Below are 22,389 nucleotides of genomic sequence, written 5' to 3'. Positions count from 1 at the left end.
TCTCCCGGTTGGGGAGAGGGAAATGTTCATGCCAGTCTACCCGCCCTTGTATACCCTCTCCCCTCAGGGGAGAGGAGCGGGGTAAGGGGCGAGGGAAAAGGCCTTAGTAGCCCATATTTTTCTTCTTCTCTAACTCTTCTTTCGCGGTGTCAGGCAGGTAGAGCGTCGATTTGGTGATCGTCACTTTTTCAGGCAGGGTGCCGTCTTTCTTGAATTTCTCCAGCGCATCGAATGCCGGGCCAGCCATGTTTGGCGTCAGCTCCACGCTGGCGTTCGCTTCGCCGTCCATCATCGCTTTATAGATATCCGGCACGCCATCGATAGAGCCAGTGAGGATATCTTTGCCCGGCTTCAGCCCCGCTTCTTTGATGGCCTGGATAGCCCCGATCACCATGTCATCGTTGTGGGCGTAAACCATGCAAATGTTCTTGCCGTTGTTTTCAGCCTTGATAAAGCTCTCCATGACCTCTTTACCTTTACTGCGGGTAAAGTCGCCGGACTGAGAGCGGATAATCTTAATGTTTGGCGCTTTGGCGATGGCTTCCGCGAAGCCTTTCTTACGATCGATGGCCACGCTCGCCCCGACGGTCCCCTGCAACTCAACGACGTTACACGGCTTGCCATCCACCTGTTTCACCAGCCAGTCACCAATTAATTGGCCCTCGAGAACGTTGTTGGCGGTGACGGTGGTCATATAGAGAGATTTGTCTTTTACATCAATGGAACGATCGAGCAAAACAACCGGGATCTCAGCGTCTTTCGCTTCCTTCAGGACCGGCTCCCAGCCAGTGGCCACGACCGGCGCAATAAAGATGGCATCAACGCCCTGGGCGATAAATGACCGCACGGCTTTGATCTGGTTTTCCTGTTTTTGCTGCGCATCGGCGATTTTCAGGGTGATACCGCGTTTCTGGGCCTCGCTTTTCGCAACGTTGGTTTCTGCCGCTCGCCAGCCGGATTCAGAGCCGACCTGGGAAAAACCTACGGTTAAAGGGGCGGCCATCGCCATAGACGACATGGCTGCCGAAACTGCTGTGACAAGAAGTAAGCGCTTCCACATATGAACGTCCTCGTAGGGGTGTTTATTGTTGGTTAAAAGATGTTCTGCGAAATGACTATAGCCAATGAAATATGTAACGAATTGCGTTACATCACACTTCAGAAAAGTGAATAAAACGTTAATCACAAGTTTGTAATCGCTTTCATTTCACCATTAAAAAAGCAGCTGAGTTTATGGATTTTCCTGTCATGGAATCGGTCTGAAAAGTGGGGAGAACGTGGAGAGAAGACGAAAACAGGCGGAGACATTCAGCGCCAGTTGGCTATAATACCTGCCACTTGTTTACCATCCATTTTAAAGGACACAGACATGAGCTTACTCAACGTCCCTGCGGGTAAAGAACTGCCAGAAGACATCTACGTAGTTATCGAAATCCCGGCTAACGCAGATCCTATCAAATACGAAGTGGACAAAGAGAGCGGTGCGCTGTTTGTAGACCGTTTCATGTCTACCGCCATGTTCTACCCATGCAACTACGGTTACATCAACCACACCCTGTCTCTGGACGGTGACCCGGTTGACGTACTGGTTCCAACGCCATACCCACTGCAGCCAGGCGCAGTCATTCGCTGCCGTCCTGTTGGCGTGCTGAAAATGACCGACGAATCTGGTGAAGATGCGAAACTGGTTGCTGTTCCGCACACCAAACTGAGCAAAGAGTACGATCACATCAAAGATGTGAACGACCTGCCAGAACTGCTGAAAGCGCAGATCACTCACTTCTTCGAGCACTACAAAGACCTCGAAAAAGGCAAGTGGGTTAAAGTTGACGGCTGGGAAAACGCAGAAGCAGCGAAAGCGGAAATCATCTCCTCTTTCGAACGCGCTGCGAAGAAGTAATTCTTACCGCTGAATAATAAGGCCCCGCGAGTCGGGGCTTTTTTGTGCCTTGCGTCTGACGCGACACTGGCACGCTAAATACGGCATAGCGGCTACCATTTCAAGGAACCAGCAGAATATATGAGCTTGTGACCCCAGGTTTTGTCCCCGGCAGAGCCGACCTGTTTGAAGAGCTTGCAGGGTATTATGAGAGTGATGGCCTGATATTTACCGATAGAGGTCTTTGATATTATCTAACGCTATTAATAGCCTGCTTTTGCCCTACTCGCTGCGTTAAAACAATTACCGACGAATATGCCCGTTTCGTGTCTGCTTCAGGGCTTTATGAAGACAGGTGTGTCTACCCTTTTTGTTGCAATGCACAGCGGGTAGAGTAAACGGCATACCCTGAGCTCAGGTGCTACTAATATCACCCATAGCTATTTTTTAATTGAGTTGCTGGTCAGCACACTCCTGACCGTCGCGATTGTGGGCGTTTTACATGCTACGTTTCTTTCTTCACAGCATAAAGATGGGCTACATAAAGGCGTTTGACTGTTACGGCAAAGACAGCAAATGGCAGTATCTCTGCATCATGACATTCCAGCTCGCCTGGTTTTTGTTTTATTTATGGATCCCCTACCGCAGCGATTATGCCATTTTGCTGTTTTTACTGTTTTTTATTCCCGTCATTTCAAGCAATACGCGGTGCATCAACTACTACGGCTTTTCACGCGCCCTGTGTCTGATATGGCTGCTTGCTCCGTACATCATGCTTTTCGTTCCGCTGTTTTTGACCCGACGCCGAAGCACAGAAGAGAGCTAAGCCCATAAAAAACAACGCCACCTGACGGTGGCGTTGTTTTTTTCAGTACTGGTCTCTGTCTAACCAGTTACCGCTTACAATCCGCTTTAACCCCTCGACCGGACGCTGGTAGACGTACATCCACGCACTTCCATACGGCGTCTGGATCAACTGGCGAGCGTATTCACCGCCCCTGGTGCGCAAGGCATCAAGTTCGGCAAGTGTAGCATTATCAATACGATAAACTTCACCCTGTACTGTTCCTTCCCCAGGAACCGCGCCTGGATAGTGGCCCAGGCTATACAACTGGTAGTTCTCGATATTGTAATTCCCCAGCAGCAGGGCATTGGTCATCCAGTGACTGTTGCCTTGCTTGGTTCGTAAACTGCCGTAGACAAATATTCGCATTGCTAAAACTCAAACTGATAGAGCAGATCAAGTGCCTGGTCTACGCCGGACACTGCTTCCAGATATAGCTTAGGCATAAGGCGATAGCGTAACGTGAGTGTTGCCAGTGAGTCAAAGATCCCCACGCCATATTTTACCTGCAGACCCGGCAGTACATAGCCACTGACCACCACTTGCGAGGAGTCACCCACGCCCTGGGTGTCCAGTGCCAGATTGCTTACGCCGAACGTCTCGCCGATTTTACCCACAACCTGCCCACTTTGTGCAACCCCCAGACCCACTAACATCGAGGTCATCGCTGCACTGTCGCTCTGGCCGCTCTCCAGTCCTTGCCCACGCAGCAGGTAAGACAAGGCTTCCTGTTGCGACATTGCCGGGTCGGAGAAGATCTCCGCCTTCGGCTCATCAGCAGAGCCGGTAACGCGAACACCCGCAATAACGTCGTTTTCGGTGGCTTCCGGGTTACGAATCGCTTCGATATTGAGCAGTGGCTGATCCGGTGGGCCGGAGAACAGAAGCTCACCTTTACGCACAATCAGATCCTGACCATAGGCATGGAAGCGCCCTTCAGGAATATTGATCTGACCGTTCAGACCCAGTCCCTGTTTGTCCTGCGCGACTTTCAGATCCCCCGTCAGTCTCGCCTTCAGCCCAAACGCATCCAGACGCACGTTATTGCCGACGTGAACGGTGAGGTTACTGTTGATCGGAATACCGGCGCTCTTCTGCTCAACGGGTTTGAGATTTTCATTGAGCATGACTTCGTCACTGGAGACGCCCACCGCGCTCTCAGGCACCTCGTGCACCACGATGCGTGCCCACGGTACGTCCACGTTGCCGTCCAGCGTGAAGAGGCTTGGGGTGGCTTCAAAGACAATATCCGGGGATACGTCCAGACGTACCATCGGCGGTACGGTGATCCGCACCTTACTGCCTTTGGCCGCGACACGGGCCCGCCAGTTATCAAGCTGGCTCCAGTCGGCGTCGCCGCTGAGGTTGATTTGCCCCTGCTGGGTACGCACCACCCCGGCGAGGGTCGAGCTCATGCCGTTGAAGTTCATCGCAATCTGGCTTGGCTGCATATCAAACGGCATAAAGTTGCCGTCGATATCCACGCCGTTAAGCTGCATCTGGCCAAACAGCTGCGGGCTTTGCGCATTGCCCGCCAGGCGCAGGTTCGCGCTGAGCATCCCCTCCGCTTTTTCTCCACGTGAGAAAATCGGGTTGGCCATCGCCAGGTTGAAGTTGCGGATATTAACGTTACCGGCGAGATTACGGCGTCCTTGCGGATCGGTAATCTGCACCTGCCCGTCAAACTGACCGTTGTTGGTCAGACGGATAAGCCACCCCAGCTCCGCGCGGTTGTTATGCAGATCGGCACTCAGGTTGAGGGTATCAAACGCCACCGGCAGCGGTGCGTCGTTCACTTCCTGTATCACCTTCACGTTACGACCAGAGAGCGTCACGCTACCCTGCGGCAGCCCCTCTTTGGTCGTGTCCCACGCGACATCGGCTTTCCCGCTAAAGACGCCGCTGGCCTGAGTCGTCTCCGGCATAAACGGTTTTAGCATCGCCAGGTCGAAGCGATTAAGGTTGATCTGCGCACGCCCTTCCGCCCCCGCATCAATGGTCTGCGGCACGCACAGTTCCGCATTCGGGTTGGTCCAGCAGTGCGGTCCGATACTGATCTTTTGTTCGGCGTTGCGGTAGTCCAGCGCGATAGAGCGGGACAGCGCCAGCGGCCCTACCGGGGTGTTGAAGCGGGTATTGTCCAGCGTCCCTTTCCAGCGCGCCTGTTTGCGATCAAAGCTTCCGGTCAGATGAAGCTGACCGGATACCGGCTCGCCCTGCACCTTAAGCTGGAGATCGTGCTGTTTTTCGTTACCTTTGGCATCCAGAGTGACCAGATTAATGTTCACGTCGGGCTGAGAAATGCGCTCCACGCGCAGGTTCAGGTTACCGCCAATCTGATCGGTGGATTTCACATCCCCTTCGACGCGAACCCGCGCAACGGTCAGCGCCTGCCAGCGCAGGTTGCTGGCGGTGATATCGGCCAGCAGCTGCGGAGCCTCTACCGTGCCGCGCACCTTCACTAACCCTTTCGCCGTACCGCCCAACCCTGGCAGGGCGTTATCCAGATTTGGCGCATCAATGGTGGCATCGAGATTAAGATCTTTCACCCCCAGCTCGCCTTTGATATCCGCCGTGTTACGGCCCAGCGCCACGTGCAGACCCGGGATCACCCACTGCAGATAGCTGTTGCCCTTCAGCGAGCCTTCAACGTTGACCTTATTCTGCTTCACGTTACCGGTAAGCTTGATTTCCGGCACGTCCATCTGCCACGTACCGCCATACAGGCTGCCGCGGGTTTTGATCAGGCCGTCCAGTTTTGATGGCCAGTCTGGCACCTCTTTGGCCGTGTTGATCCCCGTCAGCTTCAGCTCGCCGCGCCAGCTGATCGCCTGCTGCCAGTCGAGCAGCGCGGTGAGTTCAGTTTTGCCTTCCAGCGCCGCGACGGTCAGTTTGTCGAGATTCACCTGCTGCTCGTTGCCTTTAGCATCCAGCGTAATCGTCGCTGGCGGAACACCTTGCCCCTTCACCGCCGTGCGGAACGACAGGGTGTAATCCGTCATTTTGCCGCTCAGCTTGAGCTTCAGGTCATCGGCCTGGAACTGTTTTTCGCCGGTGAACGGCCAGTAGAGCTGCTTACTGACAACCTCAAGGTTGAGCGGCAGCCCCGCTTCCGCCAGCTGCGTTTGCGCGCGCAGATCCATATCCACCGGGCCGGAGAGGTTAACGCCGACATCCAGTTTATCGCGCAGCGCCCCGCCCACTTTGACCTTCACTTTTTCGCCTTTCAGCGGGTCGATGTTGAGCGAACTGTTCAGGGTGATATCCACCGGCCAGTTGTCGCGCAGCAGGGCATTCCCTGACGCGTTAACCGAGCCCTGGTTGGTGTCGATATCCAGCGCGTCGAGTTTCATGTTGCCGTCGATGCTGCTGACTTTAAGCAGCATGTTGAAGACCGTCAGATCGGTATCGCCGGTGAGACGCAGCTGCTCGCCTTTAAACTCTTCGATATTCAGGTTCAGCGGCAGATGAACGTCCGTCATCTCCGGCAGCACAGGTTTAGAGAAGAGATCTTTCAGCGTTTCGCCCAGCGGTTTCTCTTCCGGCTGCGGGTTCTGGATCTTCGGCTCGACAATTTCTTCCTGCGCCACGTCCGCCACTTTCGGCAGCGCAATCAGCAGCCCCTGAAGGGAGGTTGGCGTCAGAGTGAGGTTTTTCTCCTGCCAGCGCAGGCCGGAGGTGAAATCCATGACGGAGACGGTGGTGTCGTCGATTTTGACATTGACGTTATCCAGCGCCACCCGATAGAGGGCAATCGGATACGGTGTGGAGAGATTCAGCGGGCCGCTATCCTCTTCCTCAACGGGTGCCGATTTCGGCATTTTCTTCGAATCTATCGCCACGTTCACGTCTTTCAGCGACAGATCGTTAACGCACAGCTTGCTGTCCCGCAGGCAGCCCAGCTTCACCGCGAGGTGAAATTCCCCCGCGTTTACCGCCACGCCAGGCTGCTCGTAGCGGATGTTTTTCAGACGCAGATCGCGCCAGCCGCCTGTCACCTGGCCAATTTCCAGCCCAGGAACCCAGCGGTTAGCCGCGTTAAACAGCAGATGCAGGCCAGACGTCGTTCCGACCAGAAACGCCACCGTACCCAGCAGCAGTACGATAAAAATCAGCACCCCGAGGCTTATCTTCTTCCATAAACTCATAATTCAGGCCCCAGACCGATGTAAAACTGTAAACCGTGTTCTTCTTTATCACCCACCGGCACGGCGAAATCGAGCTTGATTGGCCCGACGGGAGACTGCCAGCGTACGCCCACGCCCGCGCCGGTTTTAAAGTCGCTGCGGCGGATATCGCTTACCGCTTCGCCGCCGTCGACAAACATCGCGCCCCACCATTTTCCGCTGACGTTGTACTGGTACTCCAGCGAGCCGGTAGCCAGCTTGGAGGCACCAATCAGCTTGCCGTCATCATCTTTCGGCGCGATGGATTTGTATTTGTAACCGCGAATACTGCGGTCGCCACCGGCGAAGAAGCGCAGATCCGGCGGAACTTTGTCGAAGTCGCCGGTTTCAATCCAGCCGAGGTTGCCGCGCATCACGAAACGGTGTTTGTCATACAGCGTGCGGATCCAGACGTTTTGCGCCTGAATCACCGAGAAATCCACATCGGAACCCCACATGGTGTTGGAGTAATCGATGGAGTAACGCTGGGAATCGCCCCAGGTTGGCATCAGGCCGCCGCGCGAGCGGGTACGGCTGATCATCACCCCCGGGTAGAGCAGCATGGTGGTGTTGGTGACGTTGGCCTGGGTAAAGTGGTCCAGACTCCAGCGCAGGTTAATGGCGCGCTGCCAGCCGCTGGAGAGGTCCCAGTATCGCGATACCGCAAGCGTGGTGGAATCTGCCTCGGTATCGTTCAGGTCGGTACGCTTAAAACCGCCCTGAACAAGGTAATACTGTTCAAGCGGGTTTTTCAGCAGCGGCATTTTGTAGCTGAAATCGAGCTGCTGTTCCGGCGCCGAGATACTGGCGCTGGTGGTCAGGCTGTGGCCGTATGAGTTCATCCACGGCTTTTTCCACGTGGCTTTCACGCGCGGACCGACGTCGGTCGAATAACCAACACCGGTCTCAATGGTGTTCTCGGTGCGCGGCGAAACAACGCCATGCAGCGGCAACACCTTGGTTTTGCGCGATTTATCAAACTCCGGCGCGACAACCACCGAGTTAAACCACCCGGTGGCGGAGAGTCGGCGGTTCAACTCCGCCAGATCACGCGACTGGTAGTAATCGCCCTTTTTGAAAGGCACGAGGTTTTGCAGATACTCTTCACGAATTTGTGAGCCTTCGAAGGTCACATCGCCGAAACGATAACGTTCGCCGCTGTCATAATCGATATCCCAGAAGGCCTGGTGCCTGTCGAGCGCAATGCCCAGCTGGCTTTTGTCGAACTGGCTGTCAAAGTACCCCTTACGCAGGGAAACGCTCGTCAGCTCTTTTTTGAAATGGTCGTAGTCACCGTGGTTCAGCACGGTACCGTTTTTCGGCCGCGTGCTGAGCAGATCCAGGTAATCCCGGTCCGTACGCGCGCCGCCGCGCAGAATGACGTTAGTGCCGCCGATCAACACCGGCTCACCCGGTGAAACGCGGGCAATAAGCACCTGTCGCCCCTTCTTTGGCGGCGGACGGAGATCGAAATCAATGGTGGGTTCGTAATAACCCAGCGCTTTCAGCCCTTCGCGGATCGCATCATCCACGCGCGCGCGAAAACGCCGGTCCGGCGTCACTTCGTCGCTCTCGATGGTCGACAGCTGCGCACGCACGTTTTTTTCCAGCGCCCCGGATAACCCCTCAACCTGCAAACGGACATTCGCCGCGCTGGCAACCCCGCTTGTCAGCAATAAACTGACCAAACATAACTGGCGGATTTTTGTCACGTTTTCTCCTGAATATCCCTTTTTCCACCCTGGAAGCAAATGAAGTGCCGCTCCGCGGCAAAATACGGCCTGTTAGCCAAAAACCCACATCGCGGGTTGAAAACGGGTGTAACACCCAAATATTTCTTATGATTAAATCTAGACTCATTCAGCGCATTTATTGTGTTCAATTAAACGCTTCGTGACAACCTTAACCGAAACATCGCAGCCCGGGAGGCCCCCATCGTGAGTTTATTCGACAAAAAGCATCTTGTTTCACAAGCTGATGCATTACCGGGACGCAACACCCCTATGCCTGTGGCGACCTTACACGCCGTGAATGGCCATTCAATGACAAACGTTCCTGATGGAATGGAAATCGCCCTGTTCGCCATGGGCTGCTTCTGGGGCGTAGAACGTCTCTTCTGGCAACTCCCCGGCGTTTACAGCACCGCGGCGGGTTACACGGGGGGGTATACGCCAAACCCAACCTACCGCGAAGTGTGCTCTGGCGAGACCGGTCATGCCGAAGCCGTACGCGTAGTGTATGACCCTGCCGTCATTAGCTATGAGCAACTTCTGCAGGTGTTCTGGGAAAACCACGACCCGGCCCAGGGCATGCGTCAGGGTAACGACCACGGCACCCAGTACCGCTCGGCTATCTACCCTCTCACTCCTGAGCAGGAGACGGCCGCCCGCGCAAGCCTTGAGCGCTTCCAGAAAGCGATGCACGATGCCGGTGACAACCGCGAGGTCACTACGGAAATCGCCTCTGCCAAACCGTTCTACTATGCGGAAGACGACCACCAGCAGTACCTGCATAAAAACCCGTACGGCTACTGCGGTATCGGGGGTATCGGCGTCTGCCTGCCACCACAGCTGGCCTGATTACTGGTCTAGCGCCACGCGAGCCGCGTGGCGCGTGGCATTACTGACCGACCCATAATTCATGACTTTTCCCTGCAACAGCAGGTTAAAAACCGGTGCCTGCGGCCTGTTAAGGCGGGTCTGCAGCAGGTGCACGGCCTCAATCCCCAGTTCGCGGCAGGGCACCGTGACCCCCGTGACCGGTTTTTCCAGCCGGTGCGCTAAATTCCAGGCAAAATCGGTGGTAATCAGAGAGATGTCTTCCGGGACGCGCAGCCCGTGGCGGGTTAATGCCCTCACCACACCTTCGGTCATGCTGGTGCTGTTCGGGAAAATCACCTCTGGCCACTGCGCTCTGTCATGACTCAGCAGCCACTCATCCAGCGCCCGCTCGGCTTCGTCTGCGGTAAACCACTCCGTCACGAGTAAATCACGCTGCGGCTCAAAGCCGACGTGAAAATGGCGATACGCCTCTTTAATGCCATCCAGACGAGCGTAAAGCGTATCTCGCCGAAGGCAGGTCAGCGTCAGGACCCGCCGATGCCCCTGTTCAAAGAGATACTGCATGGCGGTGAAGCCAATCGCCCGGTGATCGGGTGATACCGAATCCAGTACCCGCTCCCGGTCCACGGAATTAATTAAGACGCAGGGTTTATTGAGCGTGCTGGCCAGTTTAAATATGGTGGCATCATCAGTACCAATAATAATTATCGCGTTGATGTTCTTCTGGCTGGCCTTTTCCATAAATAATTTTACATCGGCGTGTTGTTCTTCTAATCCGCAACAGCTGACCCACACATTGTGTGGCGAGCAGGCCTCAGCAATCCCTTTGGTCACCTCCAGATAAAAAATATCGCCGCGCCCCTGAAAGGTTCTTTCCGGAGCAAAAACGGCAATACCGTTAATCAACAGCCGTCCACTGGCCATGGACTCCAGCACGCCCAGCTCTCGTGCGGTGCGAACGATCGCATCCCGGGCTTTATCGCTGGTATATGACTTGCCGCTTAATACCCTCGACACCGTGCTAACGGAATATCCCGTGAGGGCCGCGATCTCCTCCATTTTTAACCTGCCCGGCATAGTGTGACCTCGCTCTCAATCAGTTTTTGCAAATATTTGCAGAAACAGCCTTTTGATTTTAAAACCAAATTTCAGAAAGCCTGGAGATTACTTATTCACCTTGCGAGTATTCTCACAAAAACACATTGTCGCTACGCCTCGCCTTTCCTATTTTCCGGTCATCACTTCTTTTCAACTGAAATTAAGGTGTGACATGGAGAAGGTACGTTTTGGCATTATTGGTATAGGTAATATCGGTACGGTCCACGCACGTTATTTACTCGCGGGTACGGTCAATGACGCCTGCCTGACGGCGGTTTGTGACAATGCACCGGAAAAACACCCGGCCATTCGCCAGCTGGTGGGGTCCATTCCCCTGTTCAGTGATGCCCAGGAGATGATCCAGAGCGGGCTTATCGACGCGGTGATTGTCGCCACGCCCCATTACGAACATCCGCGCCTGTCGATGCTGGCGATGCGTAACGGCATTCATACCCTGTGTGAAAAACCGGCAGGCGTTTATACGGCGCAGGTGCAGGAGATGAACGCCTGCGCGCGCGAGTGCGACGTGGTGTTTGGCATCATGTACAACCAGCGACCAAACCCGCTGTACCGGAAGGTTAAGGATCTTATCGACAGCGGTGAGCTGGGCGAGATCCGCCGTTCTAACTGGATAATCACCAACTGGTACCGCTCGCAGAGCTACTACAACTCCGGCGGCTGGCGCGCGACCTGGAAAGGAGAAGGCGGCGGCGTCTTGCTCAACCAGGATCCGCATCAGCTCGATCTCTGGCAGTGGCTGGTGGGCATGCCGGTCCGCCTGCGCGCGTTTTGCCAGTTCGGCAAACATCGTGACATTGAAGTGGAAGACGAGGTCACCGCCTATGCCGAGTATGCCAATGGGGCTACCGGTGTATTTATCACTACCGTGGCAGAAACGCCGGGGACAAATCGCCTGGAGATCGTCGGGGATCGCGGCAAAGTGGTCGTCGAAGAGGGGCGGCTTCGCTACTGGCGGCTACGTGAGTCCGAAACCGCGTTTAACGCCCGCTGGCAAAACGGTTTTGGGGAGCCTGAATGCTGGGAGGTCGACATTCCTGTCGCCGCCGAATGCAGCGAACATCATGTCATTACCGCAAACTTCTGCGCCGCCATCCTGCGCGGTGAACCGCTGATTGCGCCGGGCCTGGACGGGATCCTCGGCCTGACGCTCTCCAATGCCATGCATCTTTCCACCTGGACTGACGACTGGGTCGAACTGCCGATCAACGAGAAACACTACTTGCGCCTGCTCCAGCAACGCATCAGCACCTCTGTTGCTAAAGAGGCCATAAACGTGACGCTTGATGCCTCAGGCACCTGGTAACTCCGGAGACGACACGATGCTAAATATCGCCATTGTAGGTACAGGCAATATCTCACATAACCATATTCAGGGTTATTTGCAGTTTGGTCAGCGCTGCCGGATTGTCGCGCTGGTGGATATCTACCCGGATAAAGCGCACGAGAAAAAAACGCGCTACGGCCTGACGCAGGCCCGCGTGTATGAGAGCCATCAGCAGATGCTGGCATCCGAGCCAGATGTCGATATCGTCGATGTCTGCACCCCACCGTATGTCCACGCACAGATCAGCATTGATGCACTGGAGGCCGGGTGCCATGTGCTGTGTGAAAAGCCGATGGCCGCCTCGCTTGAGGAGTGTGACGCGATGATTGCGGCTCAGCAGGCCAGCGGCAAAACGCTCTCCATCATTGCGCAAAATCGCTTTACCGATGCCTTCTGGCGCTTAAAAGCAGCGCTGGATTCCGGCCTCGCGGGCAAAATCTGCCATGCGCAGGTGGATTCGTTCTGGTGGCGCGGCCACTGCTATTACGATCTATGGTGGCGTGGCACCTGGGAAAAAGAGGGGGGCGGCTGCACGCTCAATCACGCGGTTCACCATATCGACGCTATTCAGTGGATGCTCGGGTTTCCATCTGAGGTGGTGGCGATGATGACCAACGTGGCGCATGACAATGCCGAAGTGGAAGACCTCAGCGCCGCAATATTCAAATATCCCAGCGGCGCACTCACGCAGCTTACCGCCTCGGTGGTGCATCACGGCGAAGATCAGAAGATCGTCATCCAGGGCGATCGCGCGCGCATCTCTGCCCCCTGGCAAGCCTGTGCCAGCGTGAGTGCCGATAACGGTTTTCCTCAGGAAACTCACGACCAGCAGCGGGAGGAACAGCTCAACGCTGTTTTTGCGCAGACGCCGACACTCGCGTGGACGCTGCATACCGGGCAGATTAACGACCTGCTACTGAGTATTGAACGCGGCACGGCTCCGCTGGTGGATGGATTACAGGGAAAACGCTCGCTGGAGTTGATTACCGCAATTTATAAATCTGCCATCACCCGCACCGTGGTCTCGCTCCCCATTCCACGTGACGATCCGTTTTACCGTACCGGCGGGATTAACACCCTCGCCCCCCGTTTTCATGAGAAATCCGCAAGCGTGGCCAACTTCAGCGAAGTGGGCGCTATCCCCCTGGGTAAAGATCTGGATCGAGGAATCTGAAGATGAATAAACATGACGGAATGAACTACGCGCCAGTCGGCAAACCTCAGCCCGTTGTCCGGGAAGGTGAATTTGTCTTTGCCGCTGCCGCGCTCGACCACGGGCATATTTATGGAATATGTAACGGGCTGATTGAAGCCGGCGCCACGCTGAAATGGGTTTACGATCCCGATCCGTCCAGAGTGGATAAATTTATCCAGCAGTATCCGCAGGCCAGAGTGGCGGATTCGCTGGAGGCGATCCTCGCCGATAACGAGGTGCGTCTGGTGGCAGGCGCCGCCATCCCCTCTGAGCGCTGTGCGCTGGGGCTGAAATCGATGGCGGCGGGGAAGGATTACTTTACCGACAAAGCGCCGCTCACCACCCTTGAACAGCTGGCAGATGCCAAAGCGATGGTTGAAAAAACCGGTAAGAAATACGCGGTTTACTACAGCGAACGTCTGCATGTTGAGAGTGCTGTCTTTGCCGGTCAACTGGTAAAGCAAGGTGCCATCGGCGACGTGGTACAAACGCTGGGAACAGGCCCGCACCGTGAAGGCGAAGGAAGGCCGGACTGGTTTTACGATCGGCGATACTTCGGCGGCATCCTGTGTGACATCGGCAGCCATCAGATTGAGCAGTTCCTTTTTTACACCGGCAACCGCGATGCCACCGTGATGGCAAGCCAGGTCCGGAACGTTAAACACCCGCAGTACCCCGCCTTTGAGGATTTTGGCGACGCAATGCTCAAAGGCGAAAACGGCGCCAGCGGCTACTTCCGCTGCGACTGGTTTACCCCGGATGGGCTGTCCACATGGGGTGACGGGCGACTGACGCTGCTCGGCACCGAGGGTTACATCGAAATCCGCAAATACGTCGATTTAACCCGCGGCGAGCAGGATGTGGTTTATCTCGTCAATAAAGAGGGGGAGTTCCGTTATCCGGTAGCAGGCCAGGTCGGATTCCCGTTCTTTGGCGAACTGATCCTCGACTGTCTCCATCGGACTGAAAATGCCATGACGCAGGCGCACGCCTTCAAGGCTGCAGAGCTCTGCGTGAAGGCTCAAATGCTCGCCAACGCGGCGGGTTAAGGGGAGCCGGAGATGACTATCCTGAATACCGCTATCATCGGCGCTGGGGCGATTCATGGCTGCCATGTCAATGCCCTGCGCCAGATGCCCAACGTCGCGCTGCGTGCGCTGGTCGACATCGACAGCGTTAAAGGATTGGCGCTGGCGAAAGACTATCAATGCCGTTTTTATCAGGATTACCGGGAAATGCTGCTGGATGATGCCATCGACGTGGTACACATCTGTACGCCCCACTTCGAGCATAAAGAGATGATTCTGGCGGCACTGGCCGCCGGGAAGCATGTTTTTTGCGAAAAACCGGTGGGCATGAACACCCGTGAACTCATTGATATCACCCGTGCCGCCGATCGGGCTCAGAGCCTGCTCGGCGTGTGCTATCAGAACCGGCTCAACCCCACCAGCCAGCGTATTCGGCAGGAGTTAGGCCATGGACAGCTGGGGAAAATGCTCAGCATCAGGGCAGTACTCACATGGTCACGCGCGGGCGCTTACTACACGCAAAGCCCCTGGCGCGGTCGGCTGGCAACAGAAGGCGGGAGTCTGCTGATCAACCAGGCAATCCATACCCTCGACCTGATGCAGTGGTTCGGTGAAGGCGTGACGCGAGTGAAAGGCGTGGTGGATAGCGGTGAGCTGGCAGACGTGACCGAAGGCGAAGACAGCGCAATGGCCACGCTACACTTCGCCAACGGCGCCCGCGGCCTGTTTTATGCCAGCAATTGCCACACCACGGACGCCCCTCTCCTGCTGGAGATCCACTGTGAACACGGCTCGCTGCTGCTGAATGACAACACTCTCTGGCGCGTCACACCGGGTGAGCGGTTAAAACTGGCAAGCGATGATTCCCCCGACGGCACGGTAAAAAGCTACTGGGGGCTGGGTCATCAGCAGGCGATCCACCGGTTTTATACTGCCGTTCATCATCCGGAAAACAGAGACTATATCGATATCCGTACCGCCGGCAAATCACTCACCCTTGTGGAGGCTATTTATCGGTCATCTCAAACAAGACAATGGATAAATATCAACAACCAGAACGTAATTTGAATTCCAGACGTTAATAAAAATACGCCCCGTAAAACGGGTTAATCATTACCCTACACTGGATATTATTATGGTCAAACCAACTGAACGTAGAGTTGGTTATGGCGTGGCGCTTGGCTACGGCATAACCGATCTGTTTGGCGGAGGCGCTTTCGCCATTATCGGCACCTGGCTGTTATTTTTTTACACGACCTATTGCGGGCTGTCTGTTATTGAAGCGGGCTCTATATTTGCTATCGCCCGCGTCATTGATGCGCTGTTAAGCCCGATCATGGGTTATATCACTGATAATTTTGCGGGTACCTGGCTCGGCCGTAAATTTGGCCGTCGCCGTTTCTTTTTATTACTGAGTTCCCCGTTAATGTTTTTGTATGCCCTGCTGTGGCTGACGGATATGGGATACTGGTATTACCTGGGAACCTATCTCTCTATTGAACTGCTGTCGGCGATGGTGCTGGTGCCTTGGGAGACGCTGGCCGCAGAAATGACGAACCGCTACGAAGAGCGCAGCCGACTTTCAGGGGTGCGCATGATCTGCTCTCAGCTTGGGGGGTTTCTTGCCGTTTCCGTCCCCGGCGTCATTATGCAGTTCACCGGGAAAGACAATCCGTTTACCTATACGCTCACCGGACTGATATTTTCCTGCGTTTTTTGCCTTGCGGTGTTTATTACGTGGTACACCACATGGGAAGCGAAAGATGTGCATCAGGAGTCCGATTTTAAGATAGATAACCAGCGCAGCAGCGGGGTAGCCAATCATCTGAAATATCTGGTACTGGACCTCTTTTCGTCCTTTCGCATCCGCGCATTCCGCCTGCATATCATTATTTATATCTTCTCGTTTACTGCGATGGACGTCTTCGGCTCGGTCTTTACCTATTATGTCGTTTATTGTCTGAGCCAGGATGCGGCGGCAGTGTCGGGCTGGCTGAGCATTGCCGCCTTTGCCTCGGTACCAGGCACGTACGGATTTATGCTACTTTTGAACCGGCTGAATATCACGCCGTCCGCGGCGCTGCGCCTCTCTTATGGCTGTATCTTCGCCGTGCTGGTATTCCTGTTTACGGTCTACCTCACCAAAACGCAGGTGCCAACGCTGCTGTTCTCGGGGGTCTTTATCCTGCTCGGTGCCGCCCGCTCTGGTCTTTATTACATCCCGTGGAATATCTACAGTTTCATCCCTGATATCGATGAGATTGTGACGCAGCAGCGCCGCGAAGGGATTTTTGCCGGGGTGATGGTATTGACCCGCAAAAGCACCGTGGCGATTGCCATCATGATCATCGGCCTGGTGCTGCAGGAGTCAGGGTTTGTGAAGGGCAGCGGCGCACAGCCTGAAAGCGCGCTGGGAGCCATTATCGGCCTGCTGATTTTCGCGACGGCGGCCCTTCTGGCCGTGAGCTTCTTCACGACCTACAAATTTAAACTGACCCGCGAGACGCACAAGCTGCTGCTGAAGGAGATTGCGCGCCGCAAGCTGGGCGGAGATTATCGCGATTGCGACGCCAACACCCGCGTGGTGATCAAACAGCTCACCGGCTATGAGTATGACCGGGTGTGGGGAGGGGATGCCACGCGCCGGGCGGCAGGAAACGCCAGTTTATCCGCAGTAAAATAGCCGTACGTACCGGACAGCGCTTCGCTGTCCGGCCGGTTTTATGCCAAAATGTGACCTCTGGCAGATTTACACGCCTTTACGCTATACTACCCGCTGAAATAATCAGCTCAACGCTACGAGCTGACGTTCTATGTGTCTTCACACAAATGTAATTAACTTCCCTTCCGAGGATCTGGCTGAAGCCGGATAAACTATGTTAAACAGTATTTTAGTGATACTTTGTCTCATTGCCGTCAGTGCATTTTTCTCGATATCCGAGATCTCGCTGGCCGCCTCCCGTAAAATCAAACTGAAACTGCTTGCTGACGAAGGCAACGTTAACGCATCACGCATACTCAAAATGCAGGAAAACCCGGGAATGTTTTTCACCGTGGTGCAGATTGGCCTTAACGCGGTCGCCATCCTGGGCGGTATCGTGGGGGATGCAGCATTTTCACCGGTGTTTCATGGCCTCTTCGCACGCTACTTTTCACCTGAACTCTCCGAGCAACTGAGTTTTATTCTCTCCTTCTCGCTGGTGACTGGCCTGTTCATACTCTTCGCTGATCTGACCCCGAAACGCATCGGTATGATTGCGCCAGAAGCTGTGGCTTTGCGCATCATCAACCCGATGCGCTTCTGCCTGTTCCTGTTCCGTCCGCTGGTGTGGTTCTTCAACGGCCTGGCCAACAGCATTTTCCGCCTGTTTAAAATTCCGATGGTGCGAAAAGACGATATCACCTCTGATGATATCTATGCGGTCTTCGAAGCGGGTGCCCTGGCGGGCGTGCTGCGCAAGCAGGAGCACGAGTTGATTGAGAACGTGTTTGAGCTGGAATCCCGTACCGTACCGTCATCCATGACCGGACGCGAAAACGTGATTTGGTTCGACCTGCACGAAGACGAGCAGAGCCTGAAGCAAAAGGTGGCCGAGCACCCGCACTCCAAGTTCCTGGTCTGTAATGAAGATATCGACCACATCATCGGTTATGTGGACTCGAAAGACCTGCTGAACCGCGTGCTGGCCAACCAGAGCCTGGCGCTCAACAGCGGCGTTCAGATCCGCAATACCCTGATTGTTCCGGATACCCTCACCCTCTCTGAAGCGCTGGAAAGTTTCAAAACGGCCGGTGAAGATTTTGCCGTTATCATGAACGAATACGCGCTGGTGGTGGGCATCATCACCCTTAACGATGTGATGACCACGCTGATGGGCGACCTGGTTGGCCAGGGTCTGGAAGAGCAGATTGTGCAGCGTGACGAGAACTCATGGCTTATCGACGGCGGTACGCCGATTGACGATGTCATGCGCGTGCTGGATATCGACGAGTTCCCGCAGTCAGGTAATTACGAGACCATTGGCGGCTTTATGATGTTTATGCTGCGAAAAATCCCGAAACGTACCGACTCGGTGAAGTTCTCTGGCTACAAGTTTGAAGTGGTGGATATTGATAACTACCGCATCGACCAGTTGCTGGTGACGCGTATCGATAATAAACCGACCGTGCTGGTACCGCGGATGCCTGACGCAGAAGATAAAGTGTCGGCGTAAGGTCCATAAACATCAACGGCTCCCATCGGGAGCCGTTTTTTTATCAACTGCGTTTTTAACTACTGCATAGCACGTTGGTTAAGCCATCTCAGTTTGCAGACGCATAACCTGACGGTTGACTTCAGACATCACAGACAGGTGCTGCTTGTCCTTCACTTTTGGGATAAGGATCTTGCCCTTATCAAACTCAAAAGCGCCAACATCCTTGATATACAACCGTCCACGGAACAGGATCTTCACGTACTTCGCCACCTGAAGCGGGTTGTAGCGTTGGAAAATTTTCATTCTTGTATCTCCTGCGAATCATACGCTCTTGCGGTGCCACAATCGGCCCGACTGTCCTGAGCGCAAATTTTGTTGCCCAAAGACTATAGACCAGAACTACGGTGTTACCCAGTATGCATAAGTTTATTTACCGTTTGATTACAATTATTCAGAATAATCTTTGCAAAGCTTCACTCAGGGCAGTATAAGCCGTCGTTTTTTCATGGATATGTGCGTTCACCCGCAAACTGGCATCGGGATTGCGGGAAAACCACATTGATCGCACTTATGATTAAAAGCGTATGACCAAGTGGTCGGATCACCTGCAAACAATAAGGAAACACCATGACCCTACGTACTATCCTTGCAGCAGCCTGCCTGCTTCTGCCCCTGTGGGCTAGCGCTCACGCGATTGAAAAAGGACAACGAGTACCACCAGTCGGCATTGCTGACCGGGGAGAATTGATTCTCGACAATGATAAGTTTAGCTACAAAGCGTGGAATAGCGCGCAGCTCGCAGGCAAAGTGAGAGTTGTACAACATATTGCCGGTCGTACATCCGCAAAAGAGAAAAATGCCAACCTGGTGGAAGCGATCAAGGCCGCAAAATTCCCACACGACCGCTACCAGACCACCACGATCGTTAACACTGACGATGCCATTCCTGGCTCCGGAATGTTTGTGCGTTCAAGCCTTGAGAGCAATAAAAAACTCTATCCGTGGTCGCAGTTTATTGTCGACAGCAACGGCGTGACGCGTAAGGCGTGGCAGCTGGAGGAAGAGAGCTCTGCAATCATCGTGCTGGATAAAGACGGCCGCGTGCAGTGGGTGAAAGACGGGGCATTAACCCAGGAAGAGGTGCAGCAGGTTGTCGCCCTGCTGCACAAACTGCTGGCTCAATAAATAGAGACGCGGAAGCCGGGGTTAAGGAAGGATTCGCGCGGGGTGTAGTCCAGCGGCTTACCCTGCCAGTCATGAACATGTGCCCCGGCTGCCGTGGCGACCGCATGCCCTGCCGCGGTATCCCAGACGTTCGTTGGCCCAAAGCGAGGATAGAGCTGGGCATGGCCTTCCGCCACCAGACAGAATTTCAGTGATGAACCAATCGAGGTCGTCTGGTGTTCACCCAGCTGTTGCAGATATTCCTGCAGTTCGCTGTCGCTGTGCGACCGGCTGATCACCACCAGCGGTGGACGCGCATCGCGCACCTGAATCTGCTTACGCACGCCGCACTCTTCCTTCCACGCCTTACCGTCTGCAGCGCTGTACATGACTTTCATCACCGGCGCGTATACCACCCCAAGCACCGCTTTGCCTTTTTCAATCAGCGCGATGTTGACGGTGAACTCACCGTTACGCTTGATAAACTCTTTGGTGCCGTCGAGGGGGTCCACCAGCCAGTAACGCTGCCAGTGCTGACGCTCGTCCCAGCTCTGCGGCGCTTCTTCTGACAGGACCGGGATATCCGGCGTTAAGGCCTGCAGCCCTTGCAGGATCACCTTGTGAGCCGCGATATCTGCCGCGGTGACCGGAGAGTCATCTGCCTTGCTGACGACCTCCATCGGTTTTGCACCGTCATACACCTGCATGATGGCATCTCCCGCATCCCGTGCGAGCTGACAAATCTTATCTAACATTCTCCACCTCTTTGTTAACGCAGTGGGGTTAACTCTTTGTTTTAGTTATATCGTAATGGGAACAATTCCGCTATCTGTGAAGCAATTCTGGTTTCATGGCGCTTTTTTCTGTCAGGATTCACATTTCTGTAAGCAACACGCTATAGATACATACTCTTTTGTGGCCTGGATCGAAAAAAGGACTCCTCTGATGATTAAGTTTAGCGCAACGCTCCTGGCGACGCTGATTGCAGTGAGCGTACAGGCGGCGACGGTAGACCTGCGAATTCTGGAAACTACCGACCTGCACAGCAACATGATGGACTTCGATTACTACAAAGATACCCCTACGGAAAAATTCGGACTGGTACGCACGGCAAGTTTGATCGCTGCCGCCCGCAATGAAGTTAAAAACAGCGTGCTGGTCGACAACGGCGATCTCATTCAGGGTAGCCCGCTCGGGGACTACATTGCCGCGAAGGGGCTGAAGAAAGGCGAGATCCACCCGGTGTATAAAGCGATGAACACCCTGGACTATACCGTCGGCAACCTGGGCAACCACGAATTTAACTACGGCCTGAAGTACCTGCACGATGCGCTGGCTGGCGCGAAATTCCCGTACGTTAACGCCAATATCATCGACGTTAAGACGCAGAAGCCGCTCTTTACCCCCTATCTGATTAAAGAGACCGAGGTTGTCGATCAGGACGGTAAAAAACAGACGCTTAAAATCGGCTATATCGGCTTTGTGCCGCCGCAAATCATGACCTGGGATAAAGCCAACCTCGACGGTAAAGTGACCGTTAACGATATTACCGAAACTGCGCGCAAATACGTGCCGGAAATGCGCGAAAAAGGCGCAGATCTGGTGGTGGTGGTTGCGCACTCGGGACTCTCCGCCGATCCGTATCAGGCCATGGCGGAAAACTCCGTTTATTATCTGAGTGAAGTCCCGGGCGTCGATGCGATTCTGTTCGGCCACGCCCACGCGGTCTTCCCGGGTAAGGACTTTGCCAACATTAAGGGTGCAGACATCGAGAAAGGGACGCTCAATGGCGTGCCGTCGGTGATGCCGGGCATGTGGGGCGATCACCTTGGTGTGGTGGATCTGGTCCTCAATAACGACGGCGGCGACTGGAAGGTCACTCAGTCAAAAGCAGAGGCGCGCCCGATTTACGACGCTGCGGCTAAAAAATCACTCGCCGCCGAAGATAAAAAACTGGTCGACGTGCTGAAGCATGACCACGACGCCACCCGCGACTTCGTCAGCAAGCCGATCGGTAAATCGGCGGATAACATGTACAGCTACCTGGCGCTGGTGCAGGATGACCCGACTGTCCAGGTGGTTAACATGGCGCAAAAAGCCTATGTCGAACACGTTATTCAGGGCGACCCGGACCTGGCAAAACTGCCGGTGCTGTCGGCCGCGGCACCGTTCAAAGTGGGCGGGCGTAAGAATGACCCGGCAAGCTACGTTGAAGTCGAAAAGGGCCAGCTGACCTTCCGTAACGCCGCCGATCTCTATCTCTATCCGAACACCCTGGTGGTAGTGAAAGCGACGGGTAAAGAGGTGAAGGAATGGCTGGAGTGCTCCGCCGGGCAGTTTAACCAGATTGATCCGCACAGCAGCAAGCCGCAGTCGCTGATTAACTGGGACGGGTTCCGGACCTATAACTTTGACGTGATTGACGGCGTGGAGTATCAGATTGATGTTACCCAGCCTGCAAAATATGACGGCGAATGCCAGGTCATTAACCCGCAGGCCGAGCGCATCAAAAACCTGACCTTTAAGGGCAAAGCCATCGACCCGAATGCCATCTTCCTGGTGGTAACCAATAACTACCGCGCCTACGGCGGCAAGTTTGCCGGCACGGGAGATAGCCATATTGCCTTTGCCTCACCGGACGAGAACCGCTCGGTACTGGCGGCGTGGATCAGCGCGGAGTCCAAAAAAGCGGGGGGCATTCATCCGGCAGTGGACAACAACTGGCGCCTGGCCCCCATTCACAGCGACACGCCGCTGGACATCCGTTTTGAAACTTCACCGTCCGATAAAGCGGCGGCGTTTATTAACGATAAAGCCCACTATCCGATGAAGAAAGTTGCAACAGATGATATTGGCTTCGCCATTTATCAGGTGGATTTAAGCAAGTAACGCGGTGTGTGCCGGGTAGCGGCT

The 22,389-nt window shown here is 54.7% G+C and carries 18 protein-coding genes; 11 read left to right on the top strand and 7 right to left on the bottom strand.

Translation table 11 applies throughout. The features are described from left to right. Positions 1 to 103: 103 nt before the first annotated feature. Positions 104 to 1,060, bottom strand: coding sequence for a galactofuranose ABC transporter substrate-binding protein YtfQ (gene ytfQ / locus BJP35_RS02830; protein WP_020882912.1), 957 nt, complete (start codon positions 1,058 to 1,060; stop codon positions 104 to 106). Positions 1,061 to 1,369: 309 nt separating this feature from the next. Between ytfQ and ppa the strand changes: the two genes are divergently transcribed. Both ppa and BJP35_RS02810 read left to right on the top strand, forming a co-directional pair. Further along, a complete protein-coding gene (ppa, locus tag BJP35_RS02820; protein WP_020882913.1) occupies positions 1,370 to 1,900 on the top strand; it encodes an inorganic diphosphatase in 531 nt (176 codons plus the stop codon). 511 nt (positions 1,901 to 2,411) lie between these two features. Continuing rightward, positions 2,412 to 2,705, top strand: a complete 294-nt coding sequence (locus tag BJP35_RS02810) for a hypothetical protein (protein ID WP_047743199.1) — start codon at positions 2,412 to 2,414, stop codon at positions 2,703 to 2,705. A 42-nt stretch (positions 2,706 to 2,747) separates the two neighbouring features. Here BJP35_RS02810 and BJP35_RS02805 read toward each other — a convergent pair whose 3' ends face one another. From BJP35_RS02805 to tamA, 3 genes are read right to left on the bottom strand one after another with little or no spacing between them, the layout of a single operon-like run. Then, positions 2,748 to 3,092, bottom strand: coding sequence for a gamma-glutamylcyclotransferase (locus tag BJP35_RS02805; protein WP_014168360.1), 345 nt, complete (start codon positions 3,090 to 3,092; stop codon positions 2,748 to 2,750). A 2-nt stretch (positions 3,093 to 3,094) separates the two neighbouring features. After that, positions 3,095 to 6,871 carry an autotransporter assembly complex protein TamB gene (gene tamB / locus BJP35_RS02800; protein ID WP_014168359.1) on the bottom strand — a complete coding sequence of 1,259 codons (3,777 nt, stop codon included), beginning with the start codon at positions 6,869 to 6,871 and terminating at the stop codon, positions 3,095 to 3,097. After that, positions 6,868 to 8,601, bottom strand: coding sequence for an autotransporter assembly complex protein TamA (tamA, locus tag BJP35_RS02795; protein ID WP_020882918.1), 1,734 nt, complete (start codon positions 8,599 to 8,601; stop codon positions 6,868 to 6,870). The genes tamB and tamA overlap by 4 nt, the downstream gene beginning before the upstream one ends. 225 nt (positions 8,602 to 8,826) lie before the next feature. Between tamA and msrA the strand changes: the two genes are divergently transcribed. After that, a complete protein-coding gene (gene msrA, locus BJP35_RS02790; protein WP_020882919.1) occupies positions 8,827 to 9,468 on the top strand; it encodes a peptide-methionine (S)-S-oxide reductase MsrA in 642 nt (213 codons plus the stop codon). Here msrA and BJP35_RS02785 read toward each other — a convergent pair whose 3' ends face one another. Next, on the bottom strand, positions 9,469 to 10,527 hold the full coding sequence (locus BJP35_RS02785; protein ID WP_047743197.1) for a LacI family DNA-binding transcriptional regulator: 1,059 nt from the start codon (positions 10,525 to 10,527) through the stop codon (positions 9,469 to 9,471). A gap of 193 nt (positions 10,528 to 10,720) precedes the next feature. Here BJP35_RS02785 and BJP35_RS02780 point away from each other — a divergent pair, with 193 nt between their 5' ends. From BJP35_RS02780 to BJP35_RS02755, 6 genes are all read left to right on the top strand, one after another. Beyond that, entirely contained in the window at positions 10,721 to 11,872 is a 1,152-nt protein-coding gene (locus BJP35_RS02780) for a Gfo/Idh/MocA family protein (RefSeq protein ID WP_047743194.1), read from the top strand. A 16-nt stretch (positions 11,873 to 11,888) separates the two neighbouring features. Further along, the gene (locus tag BJP35_RS02775; RefSeq protein ID WP_047743193.1) at positions 11,889 to 13,067 is read left to right on the top strand and encodes a Gfo/Idh/MocA family protein; all 1,179 of its coding nucleotides are present in this window, start codon (positions 11,889 to 11,891) and stop codon (positions 13,065 to 13,067) included. Positions 13,068 to 13,069: 2 nt separating this feature from the next. Continuing rightward, positions 13,070 to 14,137 carry a Gfo/Idh/MocA family protein gene (locus BJP35_RS02770; protein WP_047743191.1) on the top strand — a complete coding sequence of 356 codons (1,068 nt, stop codon included), beginning with the start codon at positions 13,070 to 13,072 and terminating at the stop codon, positions 14,135 to 14,137. 12 nt (positions 14,138 to 14,149) lie between these two features. Then, positions 14,150 to 15,184: a Gfo/Idh/MocA family protein gene (locus tag BJP35_RS02765; RefSeq protein ID WP_047743188.1), complete on the top strand. Its 1,035-nt coding sequence runs from the start codon at positions 14,150 to 14,152 to the stop codon at positions 15,182 to 15,184. A 67-nt stretch (positions 15,185 to 15,251) separates the two neighbouring features. Then, positions 15,252 to 16,799 (top strand): MFS transporter, encoded by a 1,548-nt coding sequence (locus BJP35_RS02760; protein WP_047743186.1) that lies wholly within the window; start codon positions 15,252 to 15,254, stop codon positions 16,797 to 16,799. 193 nt (positions 16,800 to 16,992) lie between these two features. Further along, positions 16,993 to 18,330, top strand: coding sequence for a hemolysin family protein (locus BJP35_RS02755; protein WP_047743184.1), 1,338 nt, complete (start codon positions 16,993 to 16,995; stop codon positions 18,328 to 18,330). 78 nt (positions 18,331 to 18,408) lie between these two features. Here the strand turns inward: BJP35_RS02755 and BJP35_RS02750 are convergent, their stop codons facing one another. Further along, positions 18,409 to 18,615 (bottom strand): DUF1107 domain-containing protein, encoded by a 207-nt coding sequence (locus tag BJP35_RS02750; protein WP_003856054.1) that lies wholly within the window; start codon positions 18,613 to 18,615, stop codon positions 18,409 to 18,411. Between the two features lie 324 nt (positions 18,616 to 18,939). Between BJP35_RS02750 and BJP35_RS02745 the strand changes: the two genes are divergently transcribed. Beyond that, entirely contained in the window at positions 18,940 to 19,497 is a 558-nt protein-coding gene (locus BJP35_RS02745) for a YtfJ family protein (protein ID WP_014168347.1), read from the top strand. Here the strand turns inward: BJP35_RS02745 and cysQ are convergent. Continuing rightward, positions 19,491 to 20,231 carry a 3'(2'),5'-bisphosphate nucleotidase CysQ gene (gene cysQ, locus BJP35_RS02740; RefSeq protein ID WP_014168346.1) on the bottom strand — a complete coding sequence of 247 codons (741 nt, stop codon included), beginning with the start codon at positions 20,229 to 20,231 and terminating at the stop codon, positions 19,491 to 19,493. The genes BJP35_RS02745 and cysQ overlap by 7 nt on opposite strands. 190 nt (positions 20,232 to 20,421) lie before the next feature. Here cysQ and BJP35_RS02735 point away from each other — a divergent pair, with 190 nt between their 5' ends. Beyond that, positions 20,422 to 22,365 carry a bifunctional 2',3'-cyclic-nucleotide 2'-phosphodiesterase/3'-nucleotidase gene (locus tag BJP35_RS02735; RefSeq protein ID WP_047743182.1) on the top strand — a complete coding sequence of 648 codons (1,944 nt, stop codon included), beginning with the start codon at positions 20,422 to 20,424 and terminating at the stop codon, positions 22,363 to 22,365. Positions 22,366 to 22,389 lie beyond the last annotated feature (24 nt).

Origin of the sequence: Enterobacter sp. J49 (assembly GCF_002148625.1) — a bacterium.
GTDB lineage: Bacteria > Pseudomonadota > Gammaproteobacteria > Enterobacterales > Enterobacteriaceae > Enterobacter > Enterobacter ludwigii.
This window is presented reverse-complemented; position numbering and strand designations above follow the sequence as displayed.